Raw genomic sequence first — 14428 nt, forward strand, 5'->3', positions numbered from 1 at the left:
GTCAGTTATGACACGAATTGCGTTTATGGGAACACCGGACTTTGCGGTCCCTGTTCTTGACCGGATTATGAAAGAGGGATATGAAGTGGTGGTGGCTGTGACCCAGCCGGACCGTCCAAAGGGGAGGAAGAGGGTTCTTACACCGCCGCCGGTGAAAACAGCAGCCTTGAACCATGGTATTCCGGTGCTGCAGCCCGAAAAAATCAAGCATGAATATGAGGATGTCCTCGCCTATGAGCCGGACTTGATCGTCACAGCGGCTTTCGGACAGATCCTCCCGGAAGCGCTGCTGAACGTTCCGGAATACGGATGCATCAATGTCCATGCCTCGCTGCTGCCCGAATTCCGGGGAGGAGCTCCTATCCACTATAGTATTCTGGAAGGAAAAAAAGAAACCGGCGTCACTATTATGTATATGGTGAAAAAACTGGATGCCGGCGATATGCTTTCCAAAGTGGTCGTTCCGATTGAAGATACCGATCATGTCGGCACACTGCACGATAAATTATCAGCAGCGGGAGCCGATCTTCTGGCTGGCACCCTGCCTGAATTGCTGGCTGGGAACATCACTCCTGAAGTTCAGGATGAATCCAAAGTCACATTTGCCGGCAACATTAAACGTGAACAGGAGCTGATTGACTGGAGCAGAGATCAGCAGGACGTCTACAACCACGTCCGGGGTCTTCATCCCTGGCCGGTGGCGTTCACGTACTGGAATGGTAAACCGATGAAAATCTGGTGGGCCGAAAAAGTTTCCGGACACTTTTCCAGAGCCCCGGGAACAGTGGTCAAAATCGAGGAGGACGGTTTCCTCGTTCAGACAGGAGACGGAAAAGCGTTGAAAATTGTATCCCTTCAGCCTTCAGGGAAGAAAAAAATGGACGGGCAGTCGTTCGTTAATGGCGCCGGCCAATCTTTAAACGAGGGCGACGTATTGGGGGAGCAGCATGGCTAAGTATGTATTAAGAGAAACCGCGCTCCATCTATTAACAAGAATCGGTGAGCAGGGAGGCTTCAGTCACGTCCTGCTCGACAGAGAAATGTCCAAACAGGAGCTCTCCCGTCAGGACGGGGCACTATTGACTGAAATTGTTTACGGAACTCTGCAGCGCAGAGACTTGATCGACTATTATATTCAGCCTTATACAGCCGGTCAGAAGAAAATTAAACCGTGGGTACGCTGGCTGCTTTACATGTCAGTCTATCAAATGATCTTCCTTGAACGGGTACCGGACCATGCGGTCATCCACGAGGCGGTGGAAATTTCGAAAAAACGCGGACATAAAGGAATCTCCTCCTTTATGAACGGCGTTCTGCGCAATGTACAGCGAAAAGGTGTTCAAAGCCTTGATCACATTGAAAATGATGGTACACGTCTGGCGGTTGAAACCAGTCATCCTGAATGGCTTGTGCGGAGGTGGGTGGATCAGTACGGCATGGAAACGACGAGGTTGATGTGTGAAGCGAACAACCACCACCTTCCTATGTCCATCCGCGTGCAGCCACTCAGAATCAGCCGCGGCGAGGCAGCCGGCCAGCTGCGACAGGAAGGGTTTTCGGTAGAAGAGAGTCCATTTTCCACACAAGGCCTGGTTGTAAAAGATGGGAACATTATAAACCACAGGCTCTTTAAAGAAGGCTTGGTAAGCATTCAGGACCAGAGTTCCATGCTGGTTGCGGAAATGATGGACCTGGATGAAGGGATGGCTGTCCTTGATGCGTGCAGCGCACCAGGAGGCAAAACCACGCACATAGCAGAAAAGATGAAGGATAAAGGAAGCGTGACAGCTTATGACCTTCATGAAAAGAAGGCAAAGCTCGTCAGTAAAAAAGCTGAACAGCTCCAGCTTACTTCCATCAAGGCCGGCCAGGCGGATTCCCGGACGCTCACATCGCTGCATGCGTCTGAGAGCTTTGATCGGATCCTGCTTGATGCCCCATGTTCAGGTCTTGGTGTACTGAGAGGCAAACCGGATATTAAGTACCATAAGAGTGAGGAAGATATCTATAAGCTCAGGAGTATCCAGGACGACTTGTTCCACGAGGTGGCACCGCTCCTGAAATCCGGTGGAAAACTGGTCTACAGCACATGTACAGTGGATCGGCATGAAAACGAAGAAGCGGTCCGTCATTTTCTGGATCAACATCCGGAATATGAACTGGATCCATCCTTTGTCAACGATCTTCCCGATGCTCTTCGTCAAGGGGAAGGCCTGACCGGAACCGGTCTCCAGCTGTTTCCCCATGAGTGGGATACGGACGGCTTTTTCCTGACGCGATTGGTGAAAAAATAAAGGCACCTGCTTCCTGTTGATGGAAGCAGCCGGCCTTCTATGGATGACAGTAACTGAAAAAGGCAGGTGAACGTCCATGATAGAGTACTACCTCACAGATCAAGGCAGAGTAAGGGCTCATAATGAGGATGCAGGCGGCGTGTTCAGAAATCATTCCGGTCAGGTGCTTGCTGTCGCAGCCGACGGCATGGGAGGGCATCAGGCAGGTGATGTCGCCAGCCGGATGGCTGTTGATGTTTTACATAAGGAATGGGAGCATACGGGTTCGTTTCAAACTCCGAATGGTGCTGAAGAGTGGATAAAAGAAACCATCCGTTCCGCCAATAATGAAATCAAAACCTATGCTTCTGAACATGAAGAATGTGCCGGCATGGGGACGACAATAGTGGCAGCTATCTGCACGGACCAGTTTGTCTCCATTGCCCACGTCGGAGACAGCCGTTGTTATTTAGCGAATGCTTACGGATTCAAAGCCGTTACGGAAGACCATTCACTCGTCAATGAACTTGTCAGGTCCGGACAGATTACAGAAGAACAAGCCGAGCATCATCCTCGCAAAAATGTTCTGCTGAAGGCGCTCGGCACAGAATATGATCTTTTCCCGGATATCCAGAGTATGGAGTGGGATCCGGATAACCGGGTTCTTCTTTGTACAGACGGTCTGACCAATAAAGTGAGTCATGAAGAATTGAGTGGTTTAAGTGACCACAAAGGAGACTGGTCCGATTTCGCCCACTCTCTTGTTGAGCGGGCCAATGAGCGGGGCGGAGAAGACAATATCACTCTTGCCATTGTCCATCATCTCCCACCCCAAGGTGAGAAGGAAGGTGTGGATTGATGCTCAATGACCGTCTTCTTAATGACCGTTACCGTGTCGATAGAATGATTGGCGGCGGAGGGATGGCGAACGTTTATTTAGCTCATGATACCATCCTGGACAGAAGCGTAGCCATCAAGGTACTAAGGCTGGAACACGGAAATGACGAAGAGTTTATTGCGCGTTTCCACCGGGAAGCCCAGTCCGCCACCAGCCTTTCTCATCCGAACATCGTCAATATATATGATGTCGGGGAAGAGGACGATTTGTATTATATGGTCATGGAATATGTTGACGGCATGACACTGAAGCAGTATATCCAACAGAACAGCCCCGTTGATGTTTCGGAAGCGGTGGACATTATGCGCCAGGTAACTTCTGCCATCACCCATGCCCATGACAACGGCATTGTACACAGAGATATCAAGCCGCAGAATATTTTGATTGATCATTACGGCCATGTGAAAGTGACAGATTTCGGAATCGCAATGGCTTTGAGTGCGACCGCTCTGACTCAGACAAATTCAGTTCTTGGTTCTGTTCATTATTTGTCTCCTGAGCAGGCGCGTGGGGGAATGGCGACGAAGAAATCCGATGTTTATTCGATGGGCATTGTTTTCTTCGAACTGTTGACTGGACGTCTTCCTTTTTCAGGCGAGTCTCCTGTATCCATAGCCCTTAAGCACCTGCAGCATGATACACCTTCGTTAAAACGATGGCATCCTGATCTGCCGCAGAGTGTGGAAAATGTCGTATTGAAAGCAACGGCGAAAGATCCGTTTCACCGTTATCCCACCGTGGTGGAAATGGAACAGGATATAGAGACCTCACTTGAACCTTACCGACTGGGTGAAAAACCCTTTGAACTGCCGGAGGAAGATGAAGAGGAAAAAACGAAAGCCATCCCCGTCATTACGAACGACGCCTACGGGGATCACACAGAAGATCATACAATCATCCATACCGGCGAGTATCAGCCGGTCAAGGATACAAAAGTGCATCATCAGCAGCCGGCAGAGGAAAAGCAGCCGGTCGATAAAGAAAAGAAAAAGAAGAAAAGAAAAATCTGGCCATGGATCCTGACATTCCTGCTTTTGATCATACTAGGGGGCGGAGCTGCCCTGTATTTTACACCAGGCATCATTCAGCCTGCCGATGTGACCATTCCTGAAGACCTTGACGGAAGGGAATATGAAGAGGTCTACAGTGAACTGAGTGATTTGAACTTGATGGTCAGCCGTGAATCTCAGTTTTCAGATGAAGTGGAAGAGGGTCTTGTTATTACGACAGATCCTGAACCCGGCAGGACAGTGAAGGAAGAAACAGAAGTCACGATCTATACGAGTAAAGGAAAAGAACGGGAAGAATTCCCGGATTATGTGGGTGAAGAATATGACCAGGTCGATAAGGAACTCCAGGATAAGGGGTACGCAGGGATTGAACGTATTCCTGTTTCCAGCGATGAACCGGCTGGTCAAATTGTCGCCCAGCTCTCTCCGAACCCGGGAGCAAGCGTAATTCCGGAAGAAGAGGAAGTCATTTTCCGCGTCAGTACCGGACCCCCGACCATTAATCTGGGCCGGCTGGACAGGATGACCCAGGAACAGGCGGAGAAATATTTAAAGGATCGCAGCCTGGAGGTTGAAGTTGCTGAGAGCTACTCGGAGACTGTACCTGCCGGAGAGGTGATTACACAGGATCCGGAGGCGTACACCGATGTGAAAGAAGGGTCAACGGTAACTATCACCATATCCAAGGGGCCGGAGGAAAAACCTCCAAGAGAAGAAAACGTAACGCTGGAAGTTCCGTTTAATGAGGAATCGGAAGAAACAGAACAGCAGGTGTTGATTTATGTCGATGATTATGAAAACGATATGGAGACACCAGTCGTGGAAGAAACCATCACAGAAACCACCTCTTTTGATGTAACACTGATTATAGAAGAAGGCGGGGAAGCGTCTTACCGTGTGCAGCGAGGTGATGAAGTGATCGATGAAGGAAATGTTCCTTATTAAGAAGGTGATCAAGTGGCAACCGGAAAAATTATAAAGTCCCTCAGCGGTTTTTATTACGTGCTTCATGACGGAGAGGTTTATCAATGCCGTGGGCGCGGAAACTTCCGTAAGAAAAAAGTGTCCCCTCTCGTCGGGGATATGGTGGATTTTAAGGCGGACAACTATGAAGAGGGCTACATCTTATCCATTCATGACCGGAAAAATGAATTTGTAAGACCGCCGATAGCCAACGTCGACCAAGCGTTGATTGTTACATCAGCCATCCATCCTGATTTTAATTCGCTTCTTCTGGACAGATTTCTCGTTCTCGTTGAGGCTAAACGGATCGAGCCGTTTATCGTGATTTCCAAGATGGATCAGCTGGACAGCGCTATGGTGGAAGCAATGGAGGAGTATAAGGCACAGTATGAGAAGGTTGGATACCCGGTCATTTTGTCGGCTGTGAACGATTCCGCTTCCATGGATGAGATACAAGCGCACCTGGCTGGACGGACAACGGTGATTGCCGGGCAGTCCGGAGTCGGTAAGTCGTCGCTGCTGAATTCCATCGACCCCCGTCTTTCCATCGACACGGATGAAATCTCTGAAAGTCTTGGAAGAGGAAAGCATACGACACGCCACGTGGAGCTGTATGACATTTCCGGTGGGTTAGTAGCCGATACGCCGGGGTTCAGCTCCCTTGAGTTCGGGGATTTACAGCTTGAACAGCTGCCGGAGTGCTTCCCGGAATTCGTAGAAGTACAAAATGATTGTAAGTTCAGAGGCTGTCTGCATCATAAAGAGCCTAAATGTGCGGTGAAAGCCGGTGTGGAAAACGGCGTTATATCAGAGCACCGCTATGACCACTACCTGCAGTTCATGCAGGAAATCCAGAATAGAAAGCCGAGGTATTAAGGCATGACAAAAATTGCACCTTCCATCTTATCTTCTGATTTTGCAAGACTGGCTGAAGAGATCCGGGATGTGGATCAAGGCGGAGCGGATTACATTCATGTGGATGTTATGGACGGCCATTTTGTCCCTAATATAACCATAGGCCCCTTGATTGTTGATGCGGTAAGGCCGGTCACCAATCTTCCGCTTGATGTCCATTTAATGATTGAGAACCCGGACGCCTATATAGAGGCCTTTGCGAAAGCGGGAGCGGATATCATCACCGTCCATCAGGAAGCTTCTCCTCACCTCCACCGCACCCTCCAGCTGATCAAAAGCTTCGGAGTGAAAGCGGGCGTGGTCATCAATCCGGGGACACCGGTCGAAATGATCCGTCCGGTTCTTAAGGATGTGGATCTTGTTCTATTGATGACTGTGAATCCAGGATTTGGCGGTCAGGCATTTATTCCTGATGTGCTTGATAAAATCAGTCAGGTGGCTCAATTAAGAAGCGATGCCGGACTTTCCTATGAAATTGAAGTGGACGGCGGTGTCAACGAGAAGACCGCCCGTCTCTGCACAGAAGCGGGTGCGGATGTTCTTGTGGCAGGCAGTGCGGTCTTTAATCAATCGGACAGAAAACAAGCCATTGAAAGGATCCGCGCCTCGTTGTAAATCACAGCGGGAACCAAGTGACTCTGCATGTAGAGTCTTAGTCGAAAGAGCTCAGAGGATTGGTCAGAATCCTTTGGGCTTTTTCTATAGAAAGGGTGAGCATACGTGAAAAAAGTTATCGTAGTCGGCGGAGGGCCGAAAGCCTATATTCCCAGCTTCCAAAGATGGGCAGAGGAAGATGTAGAATGGATCGGAGCAGATCAGGGAGCAGAAGTGCTTGTAGAAGCCGGAATAACCCCTGATGTGGCCATCGGCGATTTCGACTCCGTCAGCGCTGCTTCCTATGAGAAGATTAAAGATGAGGCCCGAATGATACATACCTATCCGGACGAAAAGGATGAGACAGATTTGGAGCTTGCGATCAATGAGGCACTGAACCGGAAAGCCGAGCATATCGTATTACTCGGAGTAACAGGGGGAAGGATGGATCATTCCCAGGCGAACATTCAGCTGTTGTATCCGTTAATGAAAAAAGGGGTGAAGGCGGTTATTGTGGATCATCAGAACCAGGTGGAAATAGCAGGGTCCGGTTCGCATAAAATCAAAGAGGACCCACAGTATCCCTATCTATCTTTTCTTCCTGTGACCCTGGAGGTGAAGGAGCTTACACTCAACGGCTTTTATTATCCACTTTCCCGGGCGTATCTGCCCTTCGGGTCCACCTTATGCATCTCCAACAGGCTCGTTGAAGATACAGGTACTTTTTCATTTGAGTCAGGCATACTCTTAGTAATAAGAAGTACAGACTCAATGGATCACGGAAAAGGGCGTTCGCATTAGTTCACTTAGGAGGAGGGGGCTCTTTTGAAATTTTACACCATTAAACTCCCGCGTTTTGTCGGGGGGATAGTGCGCGCAGTCATAAGTACTTTTAAAAAGGATTAGCTCCGGGCCATACGTGCCTGAAGGGAGAGAATAAGTGTCTCCCGGAAGGCCCTGATGCGATTCGGTGGTCTTTGGGAATGGAGGAGATGGTCCCGGGGACTGCCATAATCATATAAAGGCAAGAAAAAAAGCACCCGCAGAACGGGTGCTTTTTTCAACTTGTCATTATACGCGCTGGACTTTACCAGATTTAAGTTCACGCGCTGTTACGTAAACTTTCTGAGGCTTGCCATCCACAAGGATACGTACTTTTTGAACATTTGCTTTGAATTTACGTTTATTAGCGTTCATCGCGTGTGAACGGTGGTTACCTGCGCGTGTACCTTTACCAGATAGAACACTTCTTCGTGCCATGAAAATCCCTCCTGTTACATACAAAAATCATCAGATACTTAGTAACTTTATCATATGTATGTAGGCTTTGCAATAATCTCCGGACAATTATATCAAGAATTTTTTCTTGACAGACAGATTGAATTGTTTCAAAGTATATTAGGGGATAACCGGCTTATTTTCAACAGTCAACACAAATTCAACACCCTTCACTTGTGTTATAATTAGGAGAGAAATTGAGGAATCTAAAGGAGGATCTATATGTCTGTGGATTTGAACAACCAATACGGCCATATAACGATTAGCAATGAAGTTATTTCAACGATTGCTGGAGGAGCAGCTGTAGAGTGCTACGGAATCGTCGGCATGGCTTCTAAAAACCAGCTGCGGGACGGGCTGGCTGAAATGCTCCGTAAAGAGAACTTTTCCCGGGGTGTCGTTGTCAGACAGGAAGAAGATCGCCTCCACATTGATATGTATATTATTGTGAGCTACGGTACAAAGATATCGGAAGTCGCTCATAACGTCCAATCCCAAGTAAAATACACATTAAACAAAACAGTCGGATTGTCCGTTGACTCTGTCAATATTTTCATCCAGGGAGTCCGCGTGACAAGCGAATAGGTTGCAGTTGCAGTCAAAGGAGGAAGTAAGTGTGACGTTACAAAAGCTTGACGGCAGAACATTAGCCGAGATGATTTTACAAGGAGCGCATTATTTAAAGCAGAATTCGCAGATGATCGATGCGCTGAATGTATTTCCTGTACCTGACGGGGATACAGGAACAAATATGAATCTTTCCATGACCTCCGGAGCGGACGAGGTGAGAAACGTTTCCCAGGACCATGCAGGAGCAGTTTCCACTTCCCTGTCCAAAGGTCTTCTTATGGGTGCGCGTGGAAATTCAGGAGTAATTCTTTCCCAGGTCTTCCGCGGTTTTGCAAAAGCCATTGAGAATAAAGAAGTGTTAACGACCCGGGATTTCTCTGAGGCCCTGCAGGGTGGTGTGAAAACAGCTTATAAAGCTGTGATGAAACCTGTGGAAGGAACGATCTTAACTGTTGCCCGTGAAGCAGCGGAAGCATCTGTGGAAATAGCTGAAAAAGAAGTGGACTTCATTCCTTTCATGGAAGGTGTCGTAAAAGCAGCCAAAGCTTCCTTGAAGCGGACACCAGAACTTCTTCCGGTTCTAAAGGAAGTCGGTGTGGTCGACAGCGGGGGCCAGGGACTTGTTACCATTTATGAAGGATTTCTGGCCAACTTGAAAGGCGAGGAAATGCCGGATGTTGAAGAATTGGTTTCCATGAATGAAATGGTAAACGCCGAACACCATAAACTTGCCCAGGACTTCATGAATACCGAAGATATCCATTACGGCTATTGTACGGAGTTCATGGTGAAATTCGAAGAGGATAAGCTTGCTGAGAATCCTTATGATGAAGAAGCTTTCCGTAATCAGCTGAGTGAATTCGGTGATTCCCTGCTCGTCGTGTCTGACGAAGAACTGGTCAAAGTTCACGTCCATGTCGAGTACCCGGGTGAAGCTATGACGCTTGGACAGAAGTATGGAAGCCTGATCAATATGAAGATTGAAAACATGAGGGAGCAGCATACGTCCCTCGTAGGTAATAAGAAAGAAAAAGCCGTGCCTGAGAAAAAAGCGCCATATGGTATTGTCACCGTCAGTATGGGCGAGGGGATGAAGAAACTTTTCGAAAGCCTCGGAGCCACAGTAATCATCCAGGGTGGTCAAACGATGAATCCTAGTACCCAGGACTTATCGGAGGCTATTAAAGAAGCGCATGCAGAACGCGTGTTCATTCTTCCGAATAACAAAAACATCGTGATGGCAGCAGAACAGGCTGCAGAGATGGCGGAAGCGGAAGTGGCTGTCATCCCGACGAAGACCATTCCTCAAGGGATGAGTGCTATGCTTGGTTTCAATCCTGAAGCAGATCTCGATACGAACAAAGAAGAAATGACCAGTTTGATGTCAGAAGTGAAGACGGGGCAGATTACCTATGCCGTCCGGGACACCCAGATTGACGGACTTGATATTGAAAAGGGTCATTTTATGGGGATTTCCGACGGGAAGATATCAGCTACCGATAAAGACGCCCTCACAACAGCGAAAACACTGCTGAACCAGATGATTGATGAGGATGAAGATGAAATCCTTACTATTCTTACAGGGGAAGATGTGGACGATAAGGATGTGGCTGAACTGGAAGCTTATGTGGAAGAAACCTTTGAAGATTTAGAGGTGGAAATTCACCATGGTGGCCAGCCGATTTACAGCTATATCTTCTCTATCGAATAAAATGCAGCGCTTCTGGATTTAGAACAGCGTTCGCAGGCTGTCGGGATTTTTCCCGGCAGCCTTTTGTAATGGTCTATGGTCTGAATGCAGGAGCGGAGATGAAAGAAATGGTTTCACAGAGGATATTGATCGACCATTAGACAAACGCCTTGGCGGTTTGTTTTCTAAGCTTGTCATTCTATAAGCTGAAAGCGCAGTTCTCCATTAGAACTGCGCTTTTTTTAACCGTGTTTCCGTCTGCGGGTGCCGGTGCCGTTGAATATATTTTCGAACTGAGAAGATAACGGCAGCAGCATATCCGGCAAGAAGCAGGCTGTAGATGATAACTAAGGTCTGTTCACTCCATGTGGCATAGGTGAGCAGGGTCCGGCTGTTCGTCAAAATGATAAATCCACCCGCCGCTACCCCAAGCACGAGAGGGGGGAGTTTTTTCACAAGCCAGGCAGCGAGGGGGGCTGCAATAACGCCACCGATCACAAAGGCGAGCACAAGCATCCAGCTCAGCTCTTCCCACCCAAGGAAGATCAGGAAGCCGGCCGTAGCAGATAAAGTAACGATGAATTCACTTGTATCTACGGTGCCGATGACTTTTCTGGGAAGGATTCCTTTGCTGGATAAGAGAACAGGTGTATTTACCGGCCCCCAACCCCCGCCGCCCACGGCATCAAGAAAACCGCCCAGAAAACCTAAGGGAAACAAGAAGCGCCGTCGAAATGGTCTTTTTTCTGTATGCAAGGGCTTCACTCGATTCATCAGTAAAAAGCGGATGACCACATAAACGCCAAGCCCTAGTAAAAAAACGGAAATGTACGGGCGGATCAGCTCACCTGGAATCCAGCTGAGCAGAGCAGCCCCGGCAAAGGCACTGATCCCTCCGGGGAGAGCAAGAGTCAAAACGAGACGCTTATCCACGTTGCCGAATTTATAATGGGAAAACCCGGAAGCTGCCGTTGTAGCAATCTGGGACAAATGAATAGAGGCGGAGGCCACCGCCGGAGCCATTCCATAGGCGAGGAGGATGGTGGAGGAGCTTAAACCAAATCCCATTCCGAGGGCTCCATCCATCAATTGAGCAAAGAATCCAACCAGTGAAAATATAAGTAATTTCTTCATCGTACCTCTCCTTTTGATTAAACACATAAGATTACTTGGTTTTAACCATGAAGAGGCACAAAAAAACCTCTTCATCCAGAAGAGGTCAAGCTTCCTCTCCTTATCTTTCAGACCACCGTCTGCTGGAATGAGCACCTTTTCCAATGTGAGGTTGCTGCGGGATCATCAGACCAGTTTCCTCCCCCGGCTCTTTATAAGGATATATGTAGCCCGCGCTGAAAGCGGAATTCCTAAGTACATGAATAATATATTCAAAGCTAAAACATGGATGACGATTTGTCAATGGTTTACAATAAAATAAACAGAAAACTAGTAATATTTAAAATGCATGTTGACATATCTTTAAATCGGGTCTAATATTTGAATCAAATCTTTTGAACAAAATCTGGAAACATTTTTCTTATCGAGAGAGGTGGAGGGACTGGCCCTTGGAAGCCTCGGCAACGGATCTGTCGTCATGAACAGAAGCTGTGCCAATTCCAGCAGGTGATCAACACTTGGAAGGATAAGAAGAACGGTTGAATCATGTATAATGACTCTCCTTTCTTCTTACCATCAGAAGAAAGGTTTTTTTGTTGAAGATAAGAAAGGAGGAGCTTATGAATACGAGTGCACCGACATATGGAACATTCACCGGGGATCCTTTACTTCATATGGATATTGATGATGGACACAAAGGGGCAGAGAGTGTGATTCAATGGGCTTACGGGCATTATGGAAAACAGCTCGTTTATGCGTGCAGCTTCGGTGCTGAAGCGATCGTACTGCTTGACTTCATTGCAAAGGCACAGCCGGATGCCGACGTCGTTTTTCTGGACACTGGACTTCATTTCCAGGAAACCTATGATTTGATAGACAAAGTGAAAAAGAGGTATCCGGATTTGAACATCCATATGAAAAAGCCGGAATTGACAGTGGAAGAACAGGCAGAGGAATATGGTCCGGCCCTTTGGAAAAGGAATCCCGACCAATGCTGTGCCATCAGAAAAATCAAACCGCTGGAAGAAGCCCTGACAGGAGCGGCTGCCTGGATGTCGGGATTAAGAAGAGAACAATCTGCAAGCCGGAGTCATACGAACTTCGTCAACAAGGACGAACGCTTCCAGTCCATCAAGGTATGCCCCTTAATTCACTGGACATGGGAAGACGTATGGACTTATATCCGACTAAATAGCTTGGATTACAATGAATTACATGACCAAAGCTATCCAAGTGTCGGCTGCATCCCCTGCACAGCGAAAGCGCTGGATGACGGCCGTTCAGGAAGATGGCAGGGATTTGATAAAACCGAGTGTGGACTCCACACAGCGGGAGATACGAAACAATAAAGGAGAGATGAATGATGTCCATTATTCAACCGCATGGCGGGCAGTTAATCAATCGTTTTACAGCACAGCCGGATACGCTTCCGGAACAAAGGATCGAGCTTGATGCGATGGCGTTGAGTGATATCGATTTAATCGCTAATGGGGCATACAGTCCGCTTCAAGGATTTTTAACAAGGGAAGATTATGATCACGTCGTTGAAAATCTTCGTTTGAAAGACGGCACTCCCTGGAGTCTCCCGATCACACTGCCTGTTTCTGAAGAGCAGGCCCGTTCGTTACATGGTCAAGCGGCTCTTGTGAAAGATGGGGCAATCTACGGTGTGATCGAAATCGAAGACATTTACAAGCCGGATAAACAGAAAGAAGCTGCAAAGGTTTACTTAACGACAGAAGACGCTCACCCGGGGGTCAGTAAACTTTACAAGCGCCCGGATTATTATGTCGGTGGCAGAATTGAAGTATTCCATCGTCCGGAGCGGGAGCATTCAGACCATTACTACCTTGATCCCGAAGAGACAAGAGAACGATTCCAACAGGCCGGATGGGAAAAGGTTGTCGGTTTCCAAACGCGTAATCCTGTTCACCGTGCTCATGAATATATCCAAAAAGCGGCCCTGGAAAGCGTAGATGGACTATTTCTGAATCCGCTCGTAGGAGAAACGAAAAGCGACGATATCCCGAGTGATGTGCGCATGAGAAGTTATGAGGTACTCTTGGATGAATATTATCCGGAAAACCGGGTGACGCTGGCTGTCTTTAATGCGGCCATGCGCTATGCAGGCCCGCGGGAAGCCATCTTCCATGCGATTGTCCGGAAGAATTTCGGCTGCTCCCATTTCATAGTCGGGAGGGATCATGCAGGTGTCGGCGATTACTATGGTACATATGACGCTCAAAAAATCTTCAGCCACTTTGAAGAAGGAGAGCTGGAAATAACCCCGGTCTTTTTTGAGCACAGCTTCTACTGCAAAGTCTGTGAAGCAATGGCTTCTCATAAAACCTGCCCCCACAGCAAGGAGCATCACGTAATTTTATCAGGAACAAAAGTGCGCGAGCTGCTTCGGAGCGGCCAGAAACCACCGAAAACGTTCAGCCGTCCGGAGGTCGTGGAAGTGCTGATTGAAGGGCTTAACCAACAGACAGCGGATGTAAAGGGGTGAATGGAATGGCAACGAATTTAACATGGCATGAAGCTGCCGTCCAAAAAAAGGATTACCGGAGTAAAAATGGTCATTTCAGTGGTGTGCTCTGGTTCACCGGTCTCTCAGGGGCTGGTAAATCCAGCATTGCCAACCATTTGAACCGCCTACTTTTTGAGCACGGCATCCAAACCTACCTGCTTGACGGGGATAACGTTCGTCATGGATTAAATCGGGATCTTGGTTTTTCTGAAGCCGACCGGACAGAGAACATCCGTCGGATCGGTGAAGTATCCAAATTGTTCACAGACAATGGTTCCATCGTTTTGACGGCTTTTATTTCTCCATTCAGGGAGGACCGTGACCGGGTCCGATCCCTTTTGGAAGAGGAAGAATTCATGGAAGTCTTTGTCGACTGTCCTGTGGAGGAATGTGAAAGCCGGGATCCTAAAGGACTGTATAAAAAAGCAAGGGCTGGGGAAATCTCCGGTTTTACCGGGGTGGATGCTCCTTACGAGGCACCGGTGAATCCGGAATGTGTCGTTCGGTCTGACCAGCATTCCATCCAAACCTGTGCGGAACAGATTTTTCAACTTCTTATTGATAAAAAGTGGCTGAACGACAAGGAGGGATAAC

At 48.0% G+C, this 14428-nt stretch carries 15 protein-coding genes and 2 riboswitches; of the genes, 13 read left to right on the forward strand and 2 right to left on the reverse strand.

Going from position 1 to position 14428, the window contains the following annotated elements; translation table 11 throughout:
* Nucleotides 1-7: 7 nt before the first annotated feature.
* The 8 genes from fmt (at nucleotide 8) to spoVM (ending at nucleotide 7559) form a co-directional block, all read left to right on the forward strand.
* A complete protein-coding gene (gene fmt / locus ACXAGL_RS16755; protein WP_474991867.1) occupies nucleotides 8-955 on the forward strand; it encodes a methionyl-tRNA formyltransferase in 948 nt (315 codons plus the stop codon).
* The gene (gene rsmB / locus ACXAGL_RS16760) at nucleotides 948-2294 is read left to right on the forward strand and encodes a 16S rRNA (cytosine(967)-C(5))-methyltransferase RsmB (RefSeq protein WP_474991869.1); all 1347 of its coding nucleotides are present in this window, start codon (nucleotides 948-950) and stop codon (nucleotides 2292-2294) included. The genes fmt and rsmB overlap by 8 nt, the downstream gene beginning before the upstream one ends.
* 76 nt (nucleotides 2295-2370) lie before the next feature.
* Nucleotides 2371-3132 (forward strand): Stp1/IreP family PP2C-type Ser/Thr phosphatase, encoded by a 762-nt coding sequence (locus tag ACXAGL_RS16765; protein ID WP_474968453.1) that lies wholly within the window; start codon nucleotides 2371-2373, stop codon nucleotides 3130-3132.
* A complete protein-coding gene (gene pknB, locus ACXAGL_RS16770; RefSeq protein WP_474970386.1) occupies nucleotides 3132-5126 on the forward strand; it encodes a Stk1 family PASTA domain-containing Ser/Thr kinase in 1995 nt (664 codons plus the stop codon). Before ACXAGL_RS16765 ends, pknB begins: the two co-directional genes overlap by 1 nt.
* Nucleotides 5127-5138: 12 nt before the next feature.
* Nucleotides 5139-6020, forward strand: a complete 882-nt coding sequence (rsgA, locus tag ACXAGL_RS16775) for a ribosome small subunit-dependent GTPase A (RefSeq protein WP_474968454.1) — start codon at nucleotides 5139-5141, stop codon at nucleotides 6018-6020.
* Nucleotides 6021-6023: 3 nt separating this feature from the next.
* The gene (rpe, locus tag ACXAGL_RS16780) at nucleotides 6024-6674 is read left to right on the forward strand and encodes a ribulose-phosphate 3-epimerase (protein ID WP_474968455.1); all 651 of its coding nucleotides are present in this window, start codon (nucleotides 6024-6026) and stop codon (nucleotides 6672-6674) included.
* Between the two features lie 105 nt (nucleotides 6675-6779).
* Nucleotides 6780-7454 carry a thiamine diphosphokinase gene (locus tag ACXAGL_RS16785; RefSeq protein WP_474991871.1) on the forward strand — a complete coding sequence of 225 codons (675 nt, stop codon included), beginning with the start codon at nucleotides 6780-6782 and terminating at the stop codon, nucleotides 7452-7454.
* 24 nt (nucleotides 7455-7478) lie between these two features.
* Nucleotides 7479-7559, forward strand: coding sequence for a stage V sporulation protein SpoVM (gene spoVM / locus ACXAGL_RS16790; protein ID WP_035531293.1), 81 nt, complete (start codon nucleotides 7479-7481; stop codon nucleotides 7557-7559).
* A 165-nt stretch (nucleotides 7560-7724) separates the two neighbouring features.
* Here the strand turns inward: spoVM and rpmB are convergent, their stop codons facing one another.
* Nucleotides 7725-7913: a 50S ribosomal protein L28 gene (gene rpmB, locus ACXAGL_RS16795; protein ID WP_027954154.1), complete on the reverse strand. Its 189-nt coding sequence runs from the start codon at nucleotides 7911-7913 to the stop codon at nucleotides 7725-7727.
* Nucleotides 7914-8153: 240 nt separating this feature from the next.
* On the opposite strand from rpmB, the gene ACXAGL_RS16800 reads away from it, so the two are divergent.
* On the forward strand, nucleotides 8154-8516 hold the full coding sequence (locus tag ACXAGL_RS16800; RefSeq protein WP_160835556.1) for an Asp23/Gls24 family envelope stress response protein: 363 nt from the start codon (nucleotides 8154-8156) through the stop codon (nucleotides 8514-8516).
* A gap of 31 nt (nucleotides 8517-8547) precedes the next feature.
* A complete protein-coding gene (locus ACXAGL_RS16805) occupies nucleotides 8548-10212 on the forward strand; it encodes a DAK2 domain-containing protein (protein WP_474971489.1) in 1665 nt (554 codons plus the stop codon).
* Nucleotides 10213-10416: 204 nt separating this feature from the next.
* On the opposite strand, the gene ACXAGL_RS16810 is transcribed toward ACXAGL_RS16805, so the two are convergent.
* The gene (locus ACXAGL_RS16810) at nucleotides 10417-11325 is read right to left on the reverse strand and encodes a sulfite exporter TauE/SafE family protein (RefSeq protein WP_474968458.1); all 909 of its coding nucleotides are present in this window, start codon (nucleotides 11323-11325) and stop codon (nucleotides 10417-10419) included.
* Between the two features lie 97 nt (nucleotides 11326-11422).
* Nucleotides 11423-11525: riboswitch (SAM riboswitch) on the reverse strand.
* 197 nt (nucleotides 11526-11722) lie between these two features.
* Nucleotides 11723-11837, forward strand: a riboswitch (SAM riboswitch).
* 87 nt (nucleotides 11838-11924) lie between these two features.
* Here ACXAGL_RS16810 and ACXAGL_RS16815 point away from each other — a divergent pair.
* Genes ACXAGL_RS16815 through cysC form a run of 3 tightly spaced genes read left to right on the forward strand, consistent with a single transcriptional unit; the run spans nucleotide 11925 to nucleotide 14427 of the window.
* Nucleotides 11925-12653 (forward strand): phosphoadenylyl-sulfate reductase, encoded by a 729-nt coding sequence (locus ACXAGL_RS16815; RefSeq protein WP_474968459.1) that lies wholly within the window; start codon nucleotides 11925-11927, stop codon nucleotides 12651-12653.
* Nucleotides 12654-12667: 14 nt separating this feature from the next.
* Nucleotides 12668-13813, forward strand: coding sequence for a sulfate adenylyltransferase (sat, locus tag ACXAGL_RS16820; RefSeq protein ID WP_474991873.1), 1146 nt, complete (start codon nucleotides 12668-12670; stop codon nucleotides 13811-13813).
* Between the two features lie 5 nt (nucleotides 13814-13818).
* Nucleotides 13819-14427 carry an adenylyl-sulfate kinase gene (gene cysC, locus ACXAGL_RS16825; RefSeq protein ID WP_474991875.1) on the forward strand — a complete coding sequence of 203 codons (609 nt, stop codon included), beginning with the start codon at nucleotides 13819-13821 and terminating at the stop codon, nucleotides 14425-14427.
* Nucleotide 14428 lies beyond the last annotated feature (1 nt).

The organism is Halobacillus sp. ABA4_118 (assembly GCF_056160205.1).